The organism is Mesorhizobium sp. C277A, assembly GCF_040324395.1.
Lineage (GTDB): Bacteria > Pseudomonadota > Alphaproteobacteria > Rhizobiales > Rhizobiaceae > Mesorhizobium.
In genome coordinates, this window is the sequence record NZ_JAMYVW010000002.1 from 4,791,025 (window position 1) to 4,811,724 (window position 20,700).

17 protein-coding genes are annotated in these 20,700 nt (G+C 64.1%); 3 read left to right on the plus strand and 14 right to left on the minus strand.

Features of this window, described 5'->3' with window-relative positions; genetic code table 11:
* Positions 1-33: 33 nt before the first annotated feature.
* Both NKK52_RS23615 and NKK52_RS23620 read right to left on the minus strand, forming a co-directional pair.
* Positions 34-1,995 carry an acyltransferase family protein gene (locus NKK52_RS23615; RefSeq protein ID WP_084633816.1) on the minus strand — a complete coding sequence of 654 codons (1,962 nt, stop codon included), beginning with the start codon at positions 1,993-1,995 and terminating at the stop codon, positions 34-36.
* A gap of 104 nt (positions 1,996-2,099) precedes the next feature.
* A complete protein-coding gene (locus NKK52_RS23620) occupies positions 2,100-2,708 on the minus strand; it encodes a TetR/AcrR family transcriptional regulator (RefSeq protein ID WP_023681448.1) in 609 nt (202 codons plus the stop codon).
* 107 nt (positions 2,709-2,815) lie between these two features.
* Between NKK52_RS23620 and NKK52_RS23625 the strand changes: the two genes are divergently transcribed.
* The 3 genes from NKK52_RS23625 (at position 2,816) to NKK52_RS23635 (ending at position 7,417) form a co-directional block, all read left to right on the plus strand.
* On the plus strand, positions 2,816-3,502 hold the full coding sequence (locus NKK52_RS23625; protein ID WP_023681449.1) for a PspA/IM30 family protein: 687 nt from the start codon (positions 2,816-2,818) through the stop codon (positions 3,500-3,502).
* A 110-nt stretch (positions 3,503-3,612) separates the two neighbouring features.
* Positions 3,613-3,900 (plus strand): YiaA/YiaB family inner membrane protein, encoded by a 288-nt coding sequence (locus tag NKK52_RS23630; RefSeq protein ID WP_023681450.1) that lies wholly within the window; start codon positions 3,613-3,615, stop codon positions 3,898-3,900.
* Between the two features lie 91 nt (positions 3,901-3,991).
* Complete coding sequence (locus NKK52_RS23635; protein ID WP_023681451.1) at positions 3,992-7,417, plus strand: acyl-[ACP]--phospholipid O-acyltransferase; 3,426 nt, start codon at positions 3,992-3,994, stop codon at positions 7,415-7,417.
* A gap of 48 nt (positions 7,418-7,465) precedes the next feature.
* On the opposite strand, the gene NKK52_RS23640 is transcribed toward NKK52_RS23635, so the two are convergent.
* The 12 genes from NKK52_RS23640 to exbB form a co-directional block, all read right to left on the minus strand.
* Positions 7,466-8,680: a hypothetical protein gene (locus NKK52_RS23640; protein ID WP_023681452.1), complete on the minus strand. Its 1,215-nt coding sequence runs from the start codon at positions 8,678-8,680 to the stop codon at positions 7,466-7,468.
* A 52-nt stretch (positions 8,681-8,732) separates the two neighbouring features.
* Positions 8,733-9,683: a hypothetical protein gene (locus NKK52_RS23645; protein ID WP_031203678.1), complete on the minus strand. Its 951-nt coding sequence runs from the start codon at positions 9,681-9,683 to the stop codon at positions 8,733-8,735.
* A gap of 128 nt (positions 9,684-9,811) precedes the next feature.
* Positions 9,812-11,593 carry an ABC transporter ATP-binding protein gene (locus NKK52_RS23650; protein WP_023681454.1) on the minus strand — a complete coding sequence of 594 codons (1,782 nt, stop codon included), beginning with the start codon at positions 11,591-11,593 and terminating at the stop codon, positions 9,812-9,814.
* 187 nt (positions 11,594-11,780) lie between these two features.
* Positions 11,781-12,725, minus strand: coding sequence for an acetamidase/formamidase family protein (locus NKK52_RS23655; RefSeq protein WP_023681455.1), 945 nt, complete (start codon positions 12,723-12,725; stop codon positions 11,781-11,783).
* Positions 12,715-14,310, minus strand: a complete 1,596-nt coding sequence (locus NKK52_RS23660; protein WP_444849001.1) for an ABC transporter substrate-binding protein — start codon at positions 14,308-14,310, stop codon at positions 12,715-12,717. Before NKK52_RS23660 ends, NKK52_RS23655 begins: the two co-directional genes overlap by 11 nt.
* A gap of 75 nt (positions 14,311-14,385) precedes the next feature.
* On the minus strand, positions 14,386-15,306 hold the full coding sequence (locus tag NKK52_RS23665; protein ID WP_023668591.1) for an ABC transporter permease: 921 nt from the start codon (positions 15,304-15,306) through the stop codon (positions 14,386-14,388).
* A gap of 13 nt (positions 15,307-15,319) precedes the next feature.
* A complete protein-coding gene (locus tag NKK52_RS23670) occupies positions 15,320-16,222 on the minus strand; it encodes an ABC transporter permease (RefSeq protein ID WP_023681457.1) in 903 nt (300 codons plus the stop codon).
* Positions 16,200-16,814, minus strand: a complete 615-nt coding sequence (locus tag NKK52_RS23675) for an ANTAR domain-containing response regulator (protein ID WP_023681458.1) — start codon at positions 16,812-16,814, stop codon at positions 16,200-16,202. Before NKK52_RS23675 ends, NKK52_RS23670 begins: the two co-directional genes overlap by 23 nt.
* The gene (locus NKK52_RS23680; protein WP_023681459.1) at positions 16,811-17,905 is read right to left on the minus strand and encodes a transporter substrate-binding protein; all 1,095 of its coding nucleotides are present in this window, start codon (positions 17,903-17,905) and stop codon (positions 16,811-16,813) included. Before NKK52_RS23680 ends, NKK52_RS23675 begins: the two co-directional genes overlap by 4 nt.
* Positions 17,906-18,076: 171 nt before the next feature.
* Positions 18,077-19,051 carry an energy transducer TonB family protein gene (locus tag NKK52_RS23685; RefSeq protein ID WP_023681460.1) on the minus strand — a complete coding sequence of 325 codons (975 nt, stop codon included), beginning with the start codon at positions 19,049-19,051 and terminating at the stop codon, positions 18,077-18,079.
* On the minus strand, positions 19,048-19,506 hold the full coding sequence (exbD, locus tag NKK52_RS23690) for a TonB system transport protein ExbD (RefSeq protein ID WP_023681461.1): 459 nt from the start codon (positions 19,504-19,506) through the stop codon (positions 19,048-19,050). The genes NKK52_RS23685 and exbD overlap by 4 nt, the downstream gene beginning before the upstream one ends.
* 6 nt (positions 19,507-19,512) lie before the next feature.
* Entirely contained in the window at positions 19,513-20,502 is a 990-nt protein-coding gene (gene exbB / locus NKK52_RS23695; protein WP_352500526.1) for a tonB-system energizer ExbB, read from the minus strand.
* Between the last annotated feature and the right edge of the window lie 198 nt (positions 20,503-20,700).

The following is a 20,700-nucleotide window of genomic DNA, read 5'->3' on the forward strand; positions in this document are numbered from 1 at the left end:
CCTGTCGACACATCTAAGTTCCGAGACGTCTCGTCAAAGCCCCGCCTTCGCTGCGAGATAGGGCGCCAGGGCAAGCGAGTAGCTGGCGGTCAGATGATGACTGTCCCGCCAGACGATGATGTTGCCGACAACTGCCGGGCATAGTTGCGGCCCGCAAATGGCATCGAGCATATCGATGGCGCGCACATTTTTCTGTCCTTCCGCGGCCAGCGCCAACACGTTGCTCCGCTCAATATCGCTCAGTTTGGTGACGCATTTCGTTGGGGTCGAACTCAGGCAATCGCCCGGGTCGAATTTCATATAGGGCGTGTTGCGGATGGCAACGATTTGCGAGCCGGCGTCCGTCAGCCCGCCCCAGAGACTTCGCAGCCCCTCGATCATCACGTCTTGCTGAACCGCTCCGTAATTGGACTGGCTGGTGAAGATCAGATCCGGTTTCAGCTTTAGGATCTCGGCCAGCACCTTTTCGTGCCACTGCGCGCATAAGACGTTGGGTTTGCCATTCGCCGTGATGGCCACGCGGGTGAATGGGCAGGCGGATTTTGTAAAGGTAACCAGTTTGAAGTTGCGGTCCTTTGCGATCTTGTCCAGTGCCGGCACCCACTGGGCTGCATGAGAATCTCCCACCAGAACCATTGTTTTCGCACCCGTGGGATCGCCTAGAGAGCATCGTTTGGGCTCCGAGCTTTCCTCCTGGTGGCACTTCCTTGCATACACGACCGGCACGTCCCGCCTCAGCCGGGCCAGCGGCGGCAGAAGGTTCACACCGTCCGGGACCACGGCGCCGGAGACGAGAGCGGCGGGCCCGGGGTAGGAAGGCGTGCCGATCAGCGCGGTGTCGATGCGTTCGGTCTTCAGAAAGAGCAGCAGGCTGCCGGATGCGGCCACGCATGTGAGAACCGCCGCGGTGCCGTATCCCAGCGGCTTCCACCAGGCGCCGCCCCGAGCTTGCCGGTAGCGCTGCTCAACATATCGATAGGACAGATCCGATAGAAGCAGGGTCGCCGCAATCAGGCCGAAGCCGCCGGCAAGGGTCAGCGAATGACCCTGCGCCTGGAAGATGGTGATCAGCGGCCAATGCCATAGATAGACCGAGTAGGAGCGATCGCCGATGAAACGAAGTGGCAACGAATCGAGCCCACGAAACCGGCCGACTTCAACCTCGCCAGCCAGGATGACCAGCACTGTGGCCAAGGTCGGCAACAACGCACTGACGCCGGGAAATGGAGTTGCAGCGGAAAACAGCAAGGCGGACGCAACGATGCCCAGGATGCCGGCGATCGCCAGCCACTGTCTAGTGAGTGCCGCCAGTCGAAACTGGTGTTCGGTCAGCACCAGCAGACCACCCAGCGCCAATTCCCACAGGCGGGTATGGCTGACGAAATAGGCCTGGGCCGGATCCGTCGCCGTCAAAACCACAGAGGCAACAAGTGATGCCGCGAAAATGAGCGACAACGCCCCGATCAAGCAGGCCCTCAGCGGAAGGTCACGGCGGCGCGCCAGCCAGATCACGCCGATCATCACCAACGGCCAGGCGATGTAGAACTGCTCTTCGATGGAAAGCGACCAGTAGTGTTGCACCGGGCTCGGCAAGGTGTCGGCCTCGAGATAGCTGACGGCAATCGAGGCCAGCCGCCAGTTCTCGACATAAAGAGCGCTCGCCACGATCTGGTTGCCTATTTCCTCCCAGCGCGCCTTTGAGATGAAAAGCAGCGTGCCCAGCAATGCCACCAGCAGCACCAAGGTTGCTGCAGGCAACAACCGTCGCACCCGTCGCGAATAGAATTCGATCAGCGAGACGCGACCGTCGCGCAGCGCCATCTGCGCCAGCAGGCCGGTGATCAGATAGCCAGAGATGACGAAAAAGACGTCGACGCCGATATATCCGCCGGGAAGAGCATGGGGCCACAGGTGAAAGACGACGACCAGAGCGACGGCCAGTCCGCGCAACCCTTGTATTTCGGGTTGAAACCGGCGGTTCTGATCGATTGTCACCGGGTATCCCCCAACAGTCTCAGCCGGCCTGGATCAACCGGCCAGTCCCCGCCACGATCTTCATAAGGGCAGAGTGCCGTGAAGCAAGAGCCGATCGCAGCAGTTCATTCCCTTTCCGTCTCCAGCCCGCTCACCAGCGTGTCGACGAAACCCAGCAGCTCACTTTCGAGATCGGTGGACGCCAGGCCAATGAAACGGTCTTCGAGCGAGATGGCGACGATCCCATGCACGGCGGAGAACAGCGTGCGCGCGCGGGCCAAAAGCTCCGGCGTTGCCGCCGCCGGGAGCAGCGCCGCCAGCGGCTCGACCAGATGCTGGATCAGCACGGCATGTTCGGCCAGATGCCATCCGGGCACCGCCACGCCTGGCGCCATGCGATGCTCGAACAGCGCCTTCCACGCCATGCGGTTGCCGCGGGCGAAGCCGAGATAGGCCTTGGCCAGTGCCTTCAGCTTGGCCCTTGGCTCGGCGGCGGCGGTCGCCTCCTGTTCCAACGCCGCCCCAAGTCTTGCCAGCGTGATCGAATTGACGTGCAGGATGAGCTCGTCGAGGTCGGCGAAGGCCGTGTAGAGCGCGCCGAGCGCGCAGCCGGCATCGGCCGTGATGTCGCGTGCACGCAGCCCGGCGAGCCCCAAGGACTGGATGCGCGCTTGCGCGGCCTCGATCAGCCTGCCTTTGAGATCCTCGCGTTTGGCGTCCCGTTTTGCGGTCATTAACCTTCCTTATGCGCAATTCATGAACACCGTTCATTTTCTCCTTGAACGCCGTTCACAATGTGCTACGTTGTGTCGTGAACAACGTTCATAGAGGAGAAACGGAAATGTTGAAACAGTTTTTTGCTCTCGTTCGCGGCCGAAGCTACGAAGCCGCCGAGGCGGTCGTCGACCGCAACGCGCTGATAATCCTGCGCCAGCAGATCCGCGATTGCGCCGACGCTATCGCGGCCGCCCGCCGGGCGGTTGCAATTGCCATCGCCCAGAACGAACAGGAAGTCGCGCAGTTCAAGAAGCTTGTCCTCCGCATCGACGATTTGGAGAAGCGCACGATCGCCGCGATCGAGCAGGGACAGAATGAACTGGCCCGCGAAGCCGCCGAAACCATCGCCATGCTGGAAGCCGAACGCGACGCCTCCGCCGAGGCGCAGAAAAGCTTCGGCACCGAGATCGAGCGTCTCAAGCGGATTATCCGCGTCTCCGAAATGCGCCTGCGCGAATTGCAGCGCGGCCAGCGCATCGTTGCCGCGGTCGACTCGACCCAGCGCCTGCGAGAAAGCGCGCCCGGCTCCAGCCTGTCGGCGCTCAGGGACGCCGAGGAGACGCTGCTGCGCCTGCGCACCAGGCAAAAGCAGATCGACGCCACCGCGGCCGCCATGGCCGAGATGGAACAGTCGGGCGATCCTGCCGCGGTCTCAGAGAAGCTTGCGGCCGCCGGCTGCGGCGCGCCGCTGAGAAGCAGCGCCGACGCCGTGCTCGAACGGCTCACGAAGACCATGACCAAGCCGGCCTGATCGTACCCGGCCTGATTGTATCCAGTCTGATTGTATCCGGCCTGATTGTATCCAGCCTGAAACAGACCCACGCCCAACCAACCTAACCTTGAAACGAAAGGACCATATCGATGACCCCGAACACCTATTCCCCCAAGGACTCAAGCGCCTGGAAGACCTTCACCATGGCCAGTTTCGCCGTTGCCGCCATGATGATGGCCGGCGGCATCTACTTCATGGAGGCGAGCTTCGCCGCCAAGGGGTTTTATGCGATGGCCGCCATCATGCTCGTGCACACCTCGATCACCATCACCAAGACGCTGCGCGACTCGGAAGAGGCAAGCCGCTTCATCAACCGGCTGGAAGACGCCAAGACCGAGAAGTTGCTGATGGAAGTCAGCCGCAGTAACGAAGTGTAACCGGGTTCCCGCTAAACAAGGCTCAACGCGCAAGACCGCTGATCAATCCAGCCAGGATTTTAATCGGTCATGCCCAATGGAAGTCGCCGCTATGGAAATCGCCCCGATCAACCGACCGACAGCTCATCTGATGACGTCCAGGCGCTTTGCGCCCTTGTTCTGGACGCAGTTCCTGTCCGCCTTCAACGATAATTTCCTCAAGAACACGCTGGTGTTCCTTATTCTGTTCACGCTGGCGGCGGACCAGGCGGCATCACTGGTCACCTTGGCGGGCGCCGTCTTCATGGCCCCCTTCCTGCTCCTGTCGGCGCTCGGCGGCGAGCTCGCCGACCGCTTCGACAAGGCTTTCATAGCCAAGCGTCTGAAATTCGCCGAGATCGCCGCGGCGGGTGTCTCCGTCGTCGGCATCGCCCTGTCGTCCATTCCCGTGCTGATGACGGCGCTGTTGATGTTCGGCATCATCTCGGCGCTGTTCGGACCGATCAAATACGGAATCCTGCCCGATCACCTCGAACGCAAGGAACTGCCCAAGGCCAACGCCTGGATCGAGTCAGCCACGTTTGCCGCGATTCTCGGCGGCACCATAGCCGGCGGCGTCGTTTCCGCCGATGGTATCGGCGTCGCGGTGTTCGGACCGATCATGATGGCGCTCGCCGTCGGTTGCTGGCTCGTCAGCCGCTATATCCCGTCCACCGGTTCGGCGGCGCCCGACCTTGTCATCGACAAGAACATCTTCCGCTCGACCTGGCGCCAGGTCACCGAATTGCGCACCGACACGCGCATCTGGCGCGGCGGCCTGATGACGTCTTGGTTCTGGCTGATCGGCGCCATCGTGCTCTCGCTCCTGCCGGTGCTGATCAAGGATTCGCTCGGCGGCAACGAAATGGCCGTCACCGTCTACCTCGCCGTGTTCGCCGTCTCGATCGCCATCGGTTCGGCCATCGCCGCCTGGATGTCGCAGGGCCGCATCGTGCTGTTGCCGGCACCGGTCGGCACGGCGCTGCTCGCCCTGTTCGGCCTGCATCTCGCCTGGACCATCTCCGGCATGACGCCGTCGCCCCAGGCGGAAACCCTTGGCGCATTCTTCGCCGGCCCAAACACGATCCGCGTCGCCATCGACCTCGCCGGCATGGCCATTGCAGCCGCTTTCCTGGTGGTGCCGACCTTCGCCGCCGTGCAGGCCTGGTCGCCCGAAGCGCGGCGCGCCCGGGTCGTCGCCGCCGTCAGTATCGTCAATGCCGGCTTCATGACTGGCGGCGGCATCATCATGGCCCTGATCCAGACGAAGGTCTCGACCGGCGGCATCCTGTTCGGCCTCGCCGCGGCCAATGCGATTGCCGCCTGGCTGATGCTGAAATATTTGCCGACGAACCCCTTCCGTGACTTCGTCTCCATCCTGTTCCGCGCTTTCCTGCGCCTCGAAGTCGAGGGCATGGAAAACCTGAAAGCCGCCGGCAAGGCGCCGATCCTGGCGCTCAACCATGTCAGCTTCCTCGACGGTCCGCTCGCCTTGACGCTGACCGATGAGGAGCCGGTCTTCGCCATCGACTACACCATTGCCCAGGCCTGGTGGATGAAGCCGTTCATGAAACTTGCCCGCGCTTTGCCGCTCAACCCGGCCAAGCCGATGTCGACCCGCACGCTGATCAAGATCGTGCAGGGCGGCGACCCGCTGGTCATCTTCCCGGAGGGACGCATCACCGTCACCGGCGGCCTGATGAAGGTCTATGACGGCGCCGCCATGGTTGCCGACAAGACCGGCTCGATGGTTGTGCCGGTGCGCATCGACGGGCTGGAGAAGACCTACTTCTCGCGACTGAGCTCGCAGCATGTGCGCCGCCGCCTGTTCCCGAAGGTCAAGGTGACCATTCTGGAACCGGTCAAGCTCGAGGTGCCGCAGGAGCTGAAGGGCCGCAAGCGCCGCGCCGCGGCGGGTTCCGCGCTCTACCAGGTGATGTCGGATCTCGTTTTCCGCACCCAGGACATCGACAAGACCGTACTTGAAAAGATCATCGAGACGGCGAACGAACGCGGCATGAAACAGCTCGCAGTTCAGGATCCGGCCACCGGTTCTCTCAGCTACAGCAAGCTGCTCACGGCTGCCGCCGTGCTTGGTGAGAAGTTCCAGAACCTTTATGCCGACCAGCAGACGCTGGGCATCATGCTGCCCAACGCCAACGGCTCTTGCGCGACACTGCTCGGCGTCATGTCCGCCGGCAAGGTTCCGGCGATGATGAACTTCACCGCAGGTGCTGCCAATATTCTGTCCGCTTGCAAGGCCGCCGAAGTCCGCACCGTGCTGACGTCCCGCGCGTTCGTCGAACAGGCAAAGCTCGGCGCTGTAGTCGAGGAACTCGGTCGCTCGGTCGACATCGTGTGGCTCGACGATCTCAGAAAGACCATCAGTCTCAAGGATAAGCTGCTCGGCTTGCTGCGCAAGTCGACGCCGCGCGCGAAACGCAAGCCCGGCGATGCGGCGGTGATCCTGTTCACCTCGGGTTCGGAAGGTACGCCGAAGGGCGTCGTTCTGACGCACCGCAACATCCTGGCCAACGCCGCCCAGGCGGCGTCGCGTATCGACTTCCATTCGGGCGACAAGGTGTTCAACGTGCTGCCGATCTTCCACTCCTTCGGCATGACCGCGGGCACGGTGCTGCCGTTGATCTCCGGCGTGCCGGTCTATTTCTACCCCTCGCCGCTGCACTACCGCCTCGTGCCGGAACTGATCTACGGCTCGAACGCGACGATCATCTTCGGCACCGACACCTTCCTCTCCGGCTACGCGCGCACCGCGCACCCCTACGACTTCCGCTCGATACGCTACTGTTTTGCCGGCGCGGAACCGGTCAAGACAGCGACGCGCATGACGTATATGGAGAAGTTCGGCCTACGCATCCTCGAGGGCTACGGCGTCACCGAGACGGCGCCGGTGATCTCCATCAACACGCCGATGTACAATCGCTCTGGAACCGTCGGCAAGATCATGCCCGGCATGGAATACCGCCTCGATCCGGTCCCCGGCGTCGACGAAGGCGGCCGGCTGTTCGTGCGCGGCCCCAATGTCATGGCCGGTTATCTCCGGGCCGAGAAGCCCGGCGTGCTCGAACCGCTCGACGACGGCTGGCATGATACGGGCGACGTCGTCGCTATCGACGAAGGCGGCTTCATCACCATTCGGGGCCGCGCCAAGCGCTTCGCCAAGATCGGCGGCGAGATGATCTCGCTCGCCGCTGTCGAAGCGCTGGCCGGCGAATTGTGGAAGGGCTCGCTGTCGGCGGTCGCCACAGTGCCCGACGCGCGCAAGGGCGAAAAGCTGATCCTCATCACTGAGGCATCCGGCGCCACACGAGCGGAATTCCTCGCCTACGCCAAGGCCAACGGCGCCATGGACCTGATGGTCCCGGCCGAAGTGCGGGTGGTCTCAAAGGTACCGGTCCTTGGCTCCGGCAAGCTCGACTTCGCCGCCGTGACAAAAATGGTGCGCGACGAAGAGGCCTTGAAGACCAAGGCCGCCTGACCCGGCTACGGCAACGGGCCGACGCAAGAGCCGGCTCGTTCAGTATGATCAACCCTTCGCATGCCGCTGCGAGATCAGCATCGCCATGCGCTGGACTGCCCGCAGCTCCATTTCCACGCCCGGCGACGATGCCAGCGCCGGCATGTTGAGCGCCACCACGGTCAACGGCTCGAGCGTCGCCAGCAGCACATGGGTCGCCTCAAATTTCTCGAACAGCCATGCCAGCTGCTCGCGTATATCCTGGTCGACTGGCGCCCCCGGCTGCGTATCGGCGAGCGAGCGCACGGGCTCCTGCTCCAGTGCACGGGCCAGCACCTTCAGGTCGAAGTCGCCGAGGTCCCCTGCCGGCAGGATCAGCGCGCCGTCGACAAGGATATGGCTCTGCAGGCCGCGCAGGAAGCGCGCCGAGTCGGTGAGATCACCCTCGGCCATGTGCTTCAGCAACGAGTCGCGGCGCTTCTCCGCGGTGAGGCTGACGCTGTCATTGTAGATGACTGCCAGCAGCGTCGCCGACAGCACGATCACCACGCCCTGCACACTGCCGCGCCAGCCGAGATCGTCGATGCCGCCCAGCGCCAGCCCGGCGAAAACCGAGCTCAGCGTAATCACGGTAAAGGCGCCGATCGTGTCGCGATGGCCGAGGCTGGCGCGTCCAAGGCCGATCGTCAGCCAGCACAGGAACAGGATGGCGATGCCGCCAAGCCGAACCGGCACTTCGAACAGGCCGGGCCGGTAGTCGGTGACCATGAACGGAATGATCAACAGCAGCGACAGCGCCATGCGCTCGACCGTGCGGTTTTCGGCCGCCGACAGGCTGTCGCGATCGCGCGTCATCACCAACCAGCCGATGGCGAGAAAACCTCCGAACTGGAAGGCAAGTAGTACCGCCATCCGCCATGGCTCGGCAAAGCGTTCCGGGATCGGCGCCAGCAGTAGAAACAGCAGGGCGCCGCCGGCGGCAAAGAACTTTAGCGCAAACGGCGCATGCCGGCGCAACAGCCCCTCGGTCAGCAGCAGTGCGGCCAGCGGCAGCAGGCCCGCCGCCGCGATGGTGACGAAGCGGAAGAGTGCGAGGCCGGTAGTCCAGTCGAGGATGCGGCAGGCAAGCAGCACTGCCAGCACCTTGAGGCCGAATAGAAAGCGCCGCGACAGCGGATCGCCCGTGTCGCGCCCGCCTATGATCGATATCACGACAAGCAGGCCAACCAGCGCCGCCAGCGAGGTGATGGTGTCGGCGACGAGCGTGCCGTCGAGGTTCATCATCGGCCGGCTGCCATCAGCTTGCGGATAAACCGAGACGCCACGAATGAAGCCATCAGCGTGTCCATGGTCTCAGCACATTCCATTGGCGGGTGCTATCGGCCCAGTGAACCAACGGCAAAACCAGCCGCTGCAGCGTGGCCGCCGCACCTGCTACCGCAAGGGCGGCAAGTGAGCCGCGCGGAACGGTGTCGGCGAGAAAGGTGCGCGCGGCCTGGAAGCTCATCTGGCCAATCTGCAGCACGTCGTCGCCGCGCCCATAGTCGAGCTCCTTGCGGCAGAACTCGTTAAAGGTCTCGTCGCGGTGCTTGGCCGTCTCGTCGAAGGCTTTCTTCAGATCGTCCGAGCCGCCCGTATAGGCATTGGTGATGACGAAGCGCTCTTCGTCGAAACCAGCTTCGGGGCCGACGCCGAAGACATGGCGGTGCCGCGCCATGATCTGCCGCGCCAGAAGCACATGGGTCAGCGAGCGCCGTGCGCCGGCATGCGGTCCGGGAAACACATTGCTGAACGCCTCCGCGACCATGCCGACGACAGCGGGTACCTGGGTGACATTGGAAATCCAGATCGGCCGCAGTTGATTGCGCAAAAACATCAGGAAGCAGGTCAGGCCGTAGAGGATCCAGCTCAGCCCGCGGCTGCGCTCGTCGGGATCGATCATGACCAAACCGAGGTGCAAGACTTCATAGGGCTTGCCGGCGAGCGATATCTCCATCAGCGCCAGCGCGTTGAAGGCGATCGGCTGCCGGTCGCTGCGCCGGTAGACAATGGTGATGATGGAATGTTCCAGCCGGCTGCGGTCGCCGGAAAACACGCCATAGGTCAGGCTGCCGAACTTCAGTGTCTTGGACGCTACCAGCCGCAGATCGCTGCTCAGCTGCTCCAGTTCGGCAGCCTTCATCCAGCGCCCGGGCCGCTCCACGACGCGCGTCTCGTAGTCGGCGGATACGCGCATGCGCACATCCATGAACCGACCCGGCAGCAGCTGCAGAACCGCCTTGAGCACTATTTTTCCCCGTGGCAAGAACGCCGACCGTATAGTGGCCGCCGTCCACCTAAGACGCGGTAAACCCGAGACGGCAGTTCTTGGTTGTACTCAACAAAGTAAAAGAACAGCTGCCAGCCAGTGCGGGCTCAGCTTTCCGCAGCAACCAGATGGCCGCCGCCGACATCGTTCAGCGCCAGCTTCAGCGGCGCCTCCCCGATCCTGCGGGTGGCGCTCGGGATTTCCTGGTCGAGGCGCGCGAAGCGCGTTCTGCGCTGCGCCGGATCGGGCACCGGCACCGCTTCGATCAGCCGCCTCGTATAGGGATGGAGCGGGTTGGAAAACACCTGGTCGCGCGTGCCCATTTCGACGATCTGGCCGAGATACATGACGGCGACGCGGTCGGAAATGTTCTCGACCACCGCCATGTCGTGCGAGATGAAGAGATAGGCGACGCCGAATTCGCGCTGCAATTCCTTCAGCAAATCGAGCACACGCGCCTGCACCGAGACGTCGAGCGCGGAGACGCTTTCGTCAGCGATGATCAGTTTTGGTCGTAGCGCCAGCGCTCGGGCGATGCAGACGCGCTGGCGCTGGCCACCGGAGAATTCGTGCGGGTAAAGCTCCATCTGTTCGGCCGACAGGCCGACACGCTCGAACAGCGCCGCCACCCGTTCCCGGCGCTCGTCCTTCGAAGCGATGCCATGGATCACCAGCGGCTCGGCAACGAGGTCGCCGACGCGCATGCGCGGATCGAGCGAGGCGAAGGGATCCTGGAAAATCATCTGGACGTCACGGCGCACCGCCTTGCGTTCGTCGCGGCAAAGACCGGAGAGATTGCGCCCGCCAATGACGATGTCGCCGCTATACGGCGCCAGTCCGGCCAGCGCCTTGGCGGTGGTCGACTTGCCGCAGCCGGATTCGCCGACCAGAGCGAGCGTTTCGTTGGGCGCGATCGAGAAGCTGACGCCCTCGACGGCGTGGACGCGGCGGGTGACCTGGCCAAAGATGCCGCCACGCAGATCGAAGCGGACATGCAGGTCGTTGACCTCGGCGACATTGGCCGGCTCCAAGACGTCAATCGCATCCCTGGATTTCTGTCGACCGACACCACTGCCGATGCGCGGCACGGCAGCCAGCAGTTCGCGCGTATAGTCGGCCTGCGGGCGGGCAAAAATATCCGATGTCGTGCCTTCTTCGACCATGCGGCCGTCGCGCATGACGATGACCCGGTCGGCCATTTCGGCAACCACGCCCATATCGTGGGTGATCAGGATGACGCTGGTGCCATGCTGGCGCTGCAGGTCGCGCAACAGCTCCAGCACTTCGCCTTGCACGGTGACGTCGAGCGCCGTCGTCGGCTCATCGGCGATCAGCACGTCGGGCTCGAGCGCCAGCGCCATGGCGATCATCACCCGCTGGCGCATGCCGCCGGAGAGTTCGTGCGGAAACTGCTTTAGCCGGCTTTCCGCCTCCGAAATGCGCACCGCCTTCAACGCCTCGATCGCGCGCTGGCGGGCTTGCGCCGACGACAGGCTGGTATGCGCTTCGATGGATTCGGTCAGTTGCCGGCCGATCGACAGCACCGGATTGAGCGAGGTCATCGGCTCCTGGAAGATCATGGCGATGCGGTCGCCGCGAATGCGTCGCATCTGGCGTTCGTCGAGGGTTGCTAGGTCGGTGTCGCCCCGATTCCCATCCCGAAGACGGATCATGCCTGACGATATGCGCGCCGCCGGCTGCGGCAAAAGCTGCATGATCGCCAGCGCGGTCATCGACTTGCCGGAGCCGGATTCGCCGGCAATGCAGAGCGTCTCGCCGCGCGCCAGCGTCAGCGACAGGTTGGAGACTACAATGCGCTCGCCGTCCTCGCCGCGCACGCTGACGGAGAGGTTGGCGATGGAGAGGACGGGGGTGTCGGCGAGGGTCATTGTGGGTGGAGCCCTGCGACGGATTGGTTCCGTCGCACCATTCGCACAAACCTTGGCGCTGACCCCCACCCGGACGTCCGGTCCGACCTCCCCACAAGGGGGAGGTAGGGCGGCAGCGCTTTACCCTCCGCCTTGTGGGGAGGGTCGCTGCGAAGCAGCGGGGTGGGGGTGCAGCGCCGACCTGACATCATTCAAACACGCAACGCGGAAAATAGAACGACACCACCCAGTTCGGCATGTCGACGATCTCGCTGATGCGCAGATCACCACACACCGAGGCCAGCATATAGGCCTCGACCGGATCGATCTGGTAACGCCCAGCGAGCAGATCGACCATCTGCGCCACCGCCTCCTTGGCGCCGGTCATCAGGTCCGGCCCGATACCCGTCGTCACCTCATAGCCCTTGGCGTCGAGATGGCGCGTCACCGGACCGGCGGTGGTGAAGCGCGGCGTCTTCAGCCTGGCGTCCTTGACAAGGTCGAGCTTGAGCACGACGTCCATCGGGCTCTCGATCGCCGTGCCGCAGACCTCGCCATCGCCTTGTGCGGCGTGCGTATCGCCGACCGAGAACAGCGCGCCGGCCACCTCAACCGGCAGATAGAGCGTCGTGCCGGCAGCGAGATCGCGGATGTCGAGATTGCCGCCGACCCGCCGTGGCGGCACCACCGAGTGAAGCCCCATCTCAGCCGGCGCATTGCCGATGGTGCCGGCGAACGGCTTCAGTGGTACGCGCGCGCTTTTCCCGAACAGCGCCGGTTCGAGCGCGGCTGCATCGTATTTCCAGATGTTCAGCGCCGGTTCCGTGAAGTCATCGGCGAGCAGGCCGAAACCGGGAATGTTCGCCGTCCAACCGAAGCCGGACGGTTTGAACATCTCGATCGTCACCTTGAGCGCGTCACCCGGCTCGGCGCCCTCGACGAAGATCGGCCCGGTCACCGGGTTGACCCCGGCGAAGTCGAGCTTGACGATTTCGGCGACCGTGCTGTCGGCGTTCAGCTGGCCGCCGGCGGCATCGAGGCACTGGAACTCGATGGTCGCGCCGGGCGCCACCCGCTCGGCCGGGACAAAGGAATTGTCCCAGCCGAAATGGTGATGGCGCCCATGGATGGTGTAGTCGCAGCTATTGCACATCTTTTACGTACACATTGTCATAGTTGATCGGGATATGGACCGGGTCGACATAGAGGTTGTCGGCGCCGCCCATTCGGGCGGATTTCATGGTGAAGCGCTGTTCGTTGAAGACCGGCGCCCAGGGCGCGTCTTCCATCACCTTGTCGTAGATGGCGCTCCACATCTTGTCGCGTTCGCCGGCCTTTGCCGGGTCGACCACAGAATCCGCCTCGGCCGCCTTGGCGTCGAGGTCCTTATTGCAGTACCACGACCAGTTCCAACCGCCCGGCACCGCGCCGGCGCAGCCGAGGATCGGGCCGTAGAAATTCGACGGATCGGGGAAGTCGGCGATCCAGGCCATGCCGCCCGACCAGATCATCGGCGCGCCGGCCTTGTCACCGCCGGCGGCGATGACATTGGCCTGCGCCAGCGACTGGATGCTGGCCTTGATGCCGATGGCCGCCAGGTCCTGCTGGATCGCCTGGGCAATGCGCGGGTTGGGATCGGTGTTCATGGCGAACAGCTGCGTGTCGAAACCATCGGGATGACCGGCCTCGGCCAGCAGCGCCTTGGCCTTGGCTACGTCATAGGGATAACCTTTGTATTCCTTGTCGTAGCCCGGCATCGACGGCGGCAGCGGCTGGTTGGCCGGCACGGCGCGGCCGTTGATGATCTGGATGATGCGCGCCTTGTTGAGCGCCATGTTGACGGCCTGACGCACCTTCACATTGTCGAACGGCGCCATGGTGGTGTTCATGGTGACGTAGCCGGTGTGCAGCTGACCGCCTTCGACGACGCGCGCCTTCTGCTCGGGATCGGCCATCACCTCCTGGAATTTTGCCGGCGGAATGCCGTCGCCGGGCACATCGATCTCGCCCTTCTGCAAGCGCAGCAGCGCCACGATCGGTTCCTGGCCGATCTCGAAGGTGATCTTGTCGAGATGCGGCAGGCCCTTGTGCCAGTAATCCGCATTGCGCTCGAAGACGATGCGTTGGCCGAGTGTCCACTCGGCGAGCTTGAAGGCGCCGGTGCCCACCGGATGCTTGCCGAAATCGGCGCCATATTTCTCGACCTCTTCCTTCGGCACGACATGGGCGAAATTGATGGCCATGACATGCAGGAAGGTGGCGTCGGGCCGGGTCAGCTCGAACTTCACCGTGTAGGGATCGACGACGGTGACGCCGGAAAGGCCTTCGGCCTTGCCGGCAGCGACATCGTCATAGCCCTTGATCGAGCCGAAGAAGCCGGCGCCGGGGCTCTGCGTCTTCGGATTGGTGACGCGGTCGAGCGAATATTTCACGTCGTCGGCCGTCATCTCGCGGCCATTGTGGAATTTCACGCCATGGCGCAGCTTGAAGGTAAAGGTCTGGCCGTCGGGCGAAATCTCGTAGCTTTCTGCCAGATCGGGTTTCAGGTTGGTGGTGCCTGGCTCGTAATCCATCAGCCCATCGAACAGGCTCTTGATCATCGACCAGTTCTGCCAGTCATAGCCGATCGCCGGATCGAGGGTCGCAACATCGTCCTTGTAGGTGATGGTGATGGCGCCGCCTTGCTTGGCGTTGGGATCGACCGTGTCTTCGGCGCGGACGCTTGTCATGCCGAGCATGAGGGCCAAGGCGGATGCCGCGACTGTGGATGCGAGAAACTTTTTCATTGTTGTGTTCCCTTTCTCTGTTTCATTTCATCTGAGCTTGATGCGGGGATCGATGAACGGCGCGATGATGTCGGCGAGCAGATTGCCGAGCACGATGGCGAAGGCCGACACCAGCGTGACGCCCATGATGATCGGAATGTCGACGCGCTGGATCGCCTGCCACGCCAGCTGACCGATGCCGGGCCAGCCGAACACGCTTTCGACGACGACGATGCCGCCCATGAAGATGCCGATGTCGATGCCGATCATGGCGATGACCGGCAGGATGGCATTCGGCAGTGCGTGGCGGAATATGATGGCGCTGCGCGCCAGGCCCTTGGCCCGCGCCGTGCGGACATAATCCTGGCGCAGGACGTCTATCATCGACGAGCGCATCATGCGCGCATACCAGCCGGCGCCGAGTACGCCCATGGTCAACGACGGCAGCACCAGATGGCGCCATGTGCCGTAGCCGCCGATCGGAAACCAGCTTAGCCGCACGGCAAAGACGTAGAGCAGCAATAAGCCGACGACGAATTGCGGCGCCGAGACGCCGACGAAGGAGGCCACCATCAGGGTCTGGTCGGTGGCGGAGCCGCGCTTGACGGCGGCGATCAGCCCCATGCTTAGACCGATCAGCAACTCGCACAATATGGCGCCCACCATCAAAAGCAGGCTGGCCGGCAGCCGCGAGACGATGAGCTCGGTAACCTCCGAGCGCTGGATGTAGGAGCGGCCGAGATCGCCGCTGATTAGCTTCGTCAGGTAGTGCCAATACTGGACGACGAAAGGCTGGTCCAGGCCGAGCTGCTGGCGGATGTTTTCCACGGTCTGCGGCGTAGCACTGCGGCCGGCGATCTGCCGCACCGGGTCGGCCGGCAAGAGGTAGAGCAGCGCAAAAGTGATCAGCGAGACGCCAAGCAGGATGAGCAGCGACTGGATCAGCCGGCGGCCGAGATAGGCGATCATGACCGGCCCCCCATTATTCCCGGCCCCTTTGCGTCGGATCGAGGATGTCGCGCAGCGCGTCGCCGATCAGATTGAAGGCCAGCGCCAACGCCAGGATTGCGGCGCCGGGGAAGAACACCAGCCAGGGCGCGGCCTGGAAATAGGTCTGGTTCTCGAAAATGATGTTGCCCCACGACGCCGTCGGCGGCTGCACGCCGATGCCGAGGAAGGAAAGCGTCGCCTCCAGCAGTACCGTGGTGGAGATGCCGAGCGTGCCCCAGACGATGATGGTGGGCAGGAGATGCGGCAGGATGTGGCGAAACAGGATGCGCGGCGCACTCGCCCCGATGCTGCGCTCGGCGTCGATGAACTCGCGTTCGGCCAGCGACGATGTCTCGGTGTAGATGACACGCGCCGTCTGCACCCAGTTGACCAGCGCGATGACCATGGCGACGATCCACAGGCTGGGCTGAAACACTGCCGCCAGGCAGATGGCGAGCAGCAGCGCCGGGAACGCCATCATCAGATCGGTGAAGCGCATCAGCGCGCTGCCGATCCAGCCGCGGAAATAGCCTGCGGTGACGCCCACCAAAGTGCCGATCAAAAGCGCCACGCCATTGGCGACGATGCCGATGATCAGCGAGGTGCGGGCGCCGTAGAGGATGCGGGTCAAGAGGTCACGTCCGAGCAGGTCGGTGCCGAGCCAGTACTGGGCGCTGGGCGGCAGCGGCGAGCCCTCGATGGTCAGGCCGTCGAACATCTGCTCGTTGGGGTCATAGCCGGTCAGCCGGGGCGCCAGCACAGCGCCGGCAAGGACAATGGCGACGATGACCAGGCCGAGCAGCGCGAGGCGGCGTTTCACCAGCCGGCGCCAGACACCGGCGCGCGGCTTGACCGGCATGCGCACCGGCAGATCAGGCGCGATGGGACTGGTCATCGCCGCCTTCTTCCCCCGTCGCTTCCTCGCTTGTCATTGCCACGATCCGACGCGCGGCATCCTCGACGCTGATCTGCCAGCTCATCGCCAGCGAACGCAGCTGCGCATAGGCGCGCTCGTCGTCGCTGCCTTTCGACAAGGCCGTCACCGCGCGCACGATGGTCTGGCGCTCGGCGACGCGCTGGCGCAGCGACGCTATCTCGCCGGCTAAATGTTTTCGGGCCTCGAAACTCTGTCTCGCGATCAACAGAGCGCTGTAGACGCCGGCATTGCCGACCGGCTTCAGCAGCTGCGCATCGGCCTTGTGCGACAGCGCCCATTCGATACGCCCCGGCGCCTCGGAACCGATCAGCGCCACCAGCGGCATCGGCGCCTCACCTGCTTTCCACGGGAATTGCTCGTCAAAGCCGAGATCGGCATCGAAGAAAACGAAATCGGCGGCGAGAGCTTCCGGCGGCAATTCCGGCCAGCAGTCGATCGTAGCCAGGCCGATGGCCGACAATTGCCTGGTGATGGCCTGCACCGTCGGATGCGGGCGATGCAGGATGAAAGCCCGCGCGCCGCCGAGATTGGGGATGCGCGTCCGGGTCATGACACCACCCTCAGGCGCGGACGGCCGAATGTCTTGGCGGGGTCGTAGCGCGACAGATAGGGATCCGGCGCGACCTCATCCTCCTGGCTGACGACCTCGAAGAAGCCATCGGCGATCCGGCCGATGATCACCGGCAGCGTCGCGTGCTGGGAGTGGGCGTCGATGGCGATCGGCCCGAGCCGGGTGGAGAAGCGCCGCTCGGCGAAGGCTTTGGAAAATTCCGCCGGGCCGGCATCAGTGTCGCGCGACAGCACGTCGGCCATCACCTGCACCGAGGCATAGGCGGAGGCCTCGAAGGACGAAGCGAAGGCAGCCGGCCGGGGCGCGAAATAGGGCCCGACTGACAGATGCCCTTTCCCTGTCTCGCCGATCGCCGGCAACTCGCCTTCGGTGAGGTTGCAGGAGATGACGGGGCAGTTTTCCGGCCTGAATTCCGCATCCTCATCGCCCAGCTCGCGGTAAGCCGCCAGGAAGGCGTAGGATGAGGTGCCGATCAGATTGTTGAGGATGAAGCTCGGCCTCGTCGCCCGGATTTCCGCGATCAGCCGCGACACGTCGGTCTCGCCGATGCGCAGATAGCGCTCGCCCAGCACTTTGCCGCCGGCATCCGCGATCAGGTCGCGCGCCACGCGGTTCATCTCCCAGCCCCAAATGTAGTTCGAGCCGAGCAGGAAGCCGTTGGCGCCGAAACGCGGCACGACATGCGCCATCAGCGGAACCAGATGCTGGTTGGGGCAGGCGTGCATGTAGACGACATGCTCGTTGGCCTCGAACCCTTCATAGGGGCAGGCATACCAGAGCATGCCGCCGGCCTTCTCCAGCACTGGGATGGTTTCCTTGCGGCTCCACGAGGTGACGCAACCGACGACATGGCGCGCGCTGCTGGTCCTGAAAATGTCCTCGCACAAAGTCGCGTAGCGATCGGCATTACTTTGCGGATCGCGCTCGACCGGAACCACTTCGATGCCATAGCTCCGATCGGCATTGATGTCGGCGATGGCGCGCATGGCGCCCATCCGGCACGCATCGGAGACCAGCTGGTAGCTGCCCGAGCGGGAATACAGGATGCCGATCTCGATACGCCGTTTCAAACCGATCCTCAGAAATGACAATGCCCCGCAGCCAGCGCCGGAGGGCGAGGCATGCGAGGCATATTTGCCGCCCGGCGACCAAGGCCGGTATTTTGCGCTAGCGTATTCGGTCCGGCGGGTCAGTCAAGCGGGAAAGTATGTGGTCATGGGATCGGCCTTGTCCGGCTGCTTCTAGTTCCGCAGCGTGAACATCAAAGGCGCCACGACAGCCGTACCGGCCTTCTCAGGCGGTGGCGCGGGCACCGTCGCACCCTGCAGAATGCCGAGCGCGGCGCGATCGAGATCGGCGTCCCCCGAAGATCGTGTCAGCCGGACGGAGGTCACCTTGCCCGAAGCGCTGACGACGAAGGTCACATTTGCGGTACCCACGGCGCGCCGCGACCTTGCCGCGCTCGGGTAGCGCTTGTGCCGATTGATCCATCCGATCAGCTGGGAGTTCCATTTGCTTGCATTGACTGATGATCCACTCGATTGCGAAGCCTTCGGCGCCGACGCCTTCGCCGCTGCCTTTTGATCGACACTGGCGGTCACGACCGCTTTCGCCGGCGCGGCCTTTTCCTTCTTCTCTTTCTTTGCTTTCGGCTTGGGTTTTTCGGCAGCCTTCTTCGCCTTCTCGATCGGCTTGTCCTCCACCGGCTTGTCCTCCGTCGGCTTGGTCTCCACCGGCCTGGTCTGCAGCGGAATGACCACATCCGGCGCTATGGTCGGGACGATGTCGGGCACCACCTCATCCAGCGGCGGCGATTGATCGGGCTGCTCGGCCGCTGCCGTCTCGATCGGAGCGGTCTTATCGAGTTGAGCCGCTTCCCTCTTCTCGGTGACCAGCTCCGGCTTACCGGGCTCGGGCTCCACGACGGGCTTCAGTTCGGCAACCGCCTCCTCGATCTGGTTCGGCGGCTCGGGCGTCACCACGTCGGCCGCTGAGTCCACCCGCACCGCCGGCGCCACCATCATCGGCGACAGCTCGATAGCCACAGCCGGCGGCGGGCCGCCATCGGCCATGTTGGCCAGGCTGAAGCTCTGGACGGCATAGACGAACGCGACATGCGCGCCGACAATGACAATGGCCGCAGCCGCCCACAAGCCAATTTCGCGCACGCCGGCGCGCGGCGGGTCGGCCGCGGGGGCGGCGGCCAGTTGCGTCACGGGGCGGCGCCCGGGTGCGCCGCGGATGCGTCCTCCGGCACCGTCTCCAGCCCCACCAGCGCGATCTTCAGATAACCGGCGCCGCGCAGCAGGTTCATCACCTCCATCAGCTCGCCATAACCGACCGCCTTGTCGGCACGCAGGAAGATGCGGGTCTGCTTGTCGCCCTTGGTTCTGCCGTCGAGCACCGCGGCGAAAGCCTGGCGCGGCACGCTGTCATTGCCGATCGCCAGCGTCAGATCGTCCTTCAGCGTCAGGAACAGCGGCGTTTCCGGCCGGGGTGCTGGCGTCGCCGTCGAACCCGGCAGATCGACATTGACGTCGACTGTCGCCAAGGGGGCAGCGACCATGAAGATGATCAGCAGCACCAGGATGACGTCGATGAACGGGGTGACATTGATCTCGTGGTTTTCTTCGAGATCGCCATCGATAGCCTCGCGAATTCTAGCCGCCATGGCCCATCACTCCGCCGCCAGCGCGGGCGCCTGCGGCACCGTGCGGAAATCGAGATCGCGGCTGACCAGCCGTTCGACCCCGGCCGAGGCATCGGCAAGAAGCTGCCGGTAGCCGGCTATCGACCGCGCAAAGACGTTGTAGATGACCACCGCGGGAATGGCCGCGACCAGGCCCATCGCCGTGGCGAGCAGCGCCTCGGCGATGCCGGGCGCGACGACCGCGAGGTTGGTGGTCTGCGCCTGCGAGATGCCGATGAAGGCGTTCATGATGCCCCAGACGGTGCCGAACAAGCCCACGAAGGGCGCCGTCGAGCCGATCGTCGCCAGCACGCCGGTGCCGCGCGACACGCGCCGCGCCGCCGCCGCCTCGATGCGCGACAGGCGCGACGTCACTCGTTCCTTCAGCCCGTCGCCGGTAACATGGCCGAGCGCACCGGCCGAAAGGGCAGTCTCTTCCTCGGCCGCCCGCACCAAAAGCGCACCGGGGCCGCCACTGTTGCCAAGCGCGCGCCCGGCCTGGCGCAGCGTGGCGGCATTGCCGATGGCGCGCGCAGCGCGACGGGCGCCGAGCTTGCCGAAGAGAATCTCCAGCGATTTGGCCAGCCACACCGTCCAGGTGACGAGCGAGGCGAAGGCCAACCCGATCATCACCGCCTTGACGATGATGTCGGCGGCCATGAACATGCCCCAGGGCGACAGATCGTGCGGCAGCGTCAGCGATATTGCCGAAGGCTCGGCCTGCGCGGATGCACCGGGCTGGGTTGCCGGCTGTGGCGCGGTCGGCGCCGCCTGCCCGGCAGTTGGCGAAGCCGGCGCGACAGGCGCAGCCGGTGCGGGCCGTTCGACTGCGACCGGGGAAGGCTGGGCCGCCGACCGGGCAGCTGCAGCGGGTTCCGTCGTCACCCTGGGCTGCGTGTTTGGCTGCTCTTGCGCAGCAGCGCTGCCGGCCGACAGCATGACCGCGGCCAGCGCCGCCAACAAACCATTTCTGGACACGCTTCTTCCTCGCTTCGTCATTGCACGTACGATCGGCTGGTCGGTGACGGAATGTCGACCCCGGAAATCCAGCCACTGGTTCTGGCTTCTCTCAAACGCGGCACAGCCGCTGGAAACAATTCAGGCGGCCGAGTGCCCTGCTTGACTATAAAACATGAGTTTACTAGTCAACAAACAAGATGGCTTTTTGGCCAACGA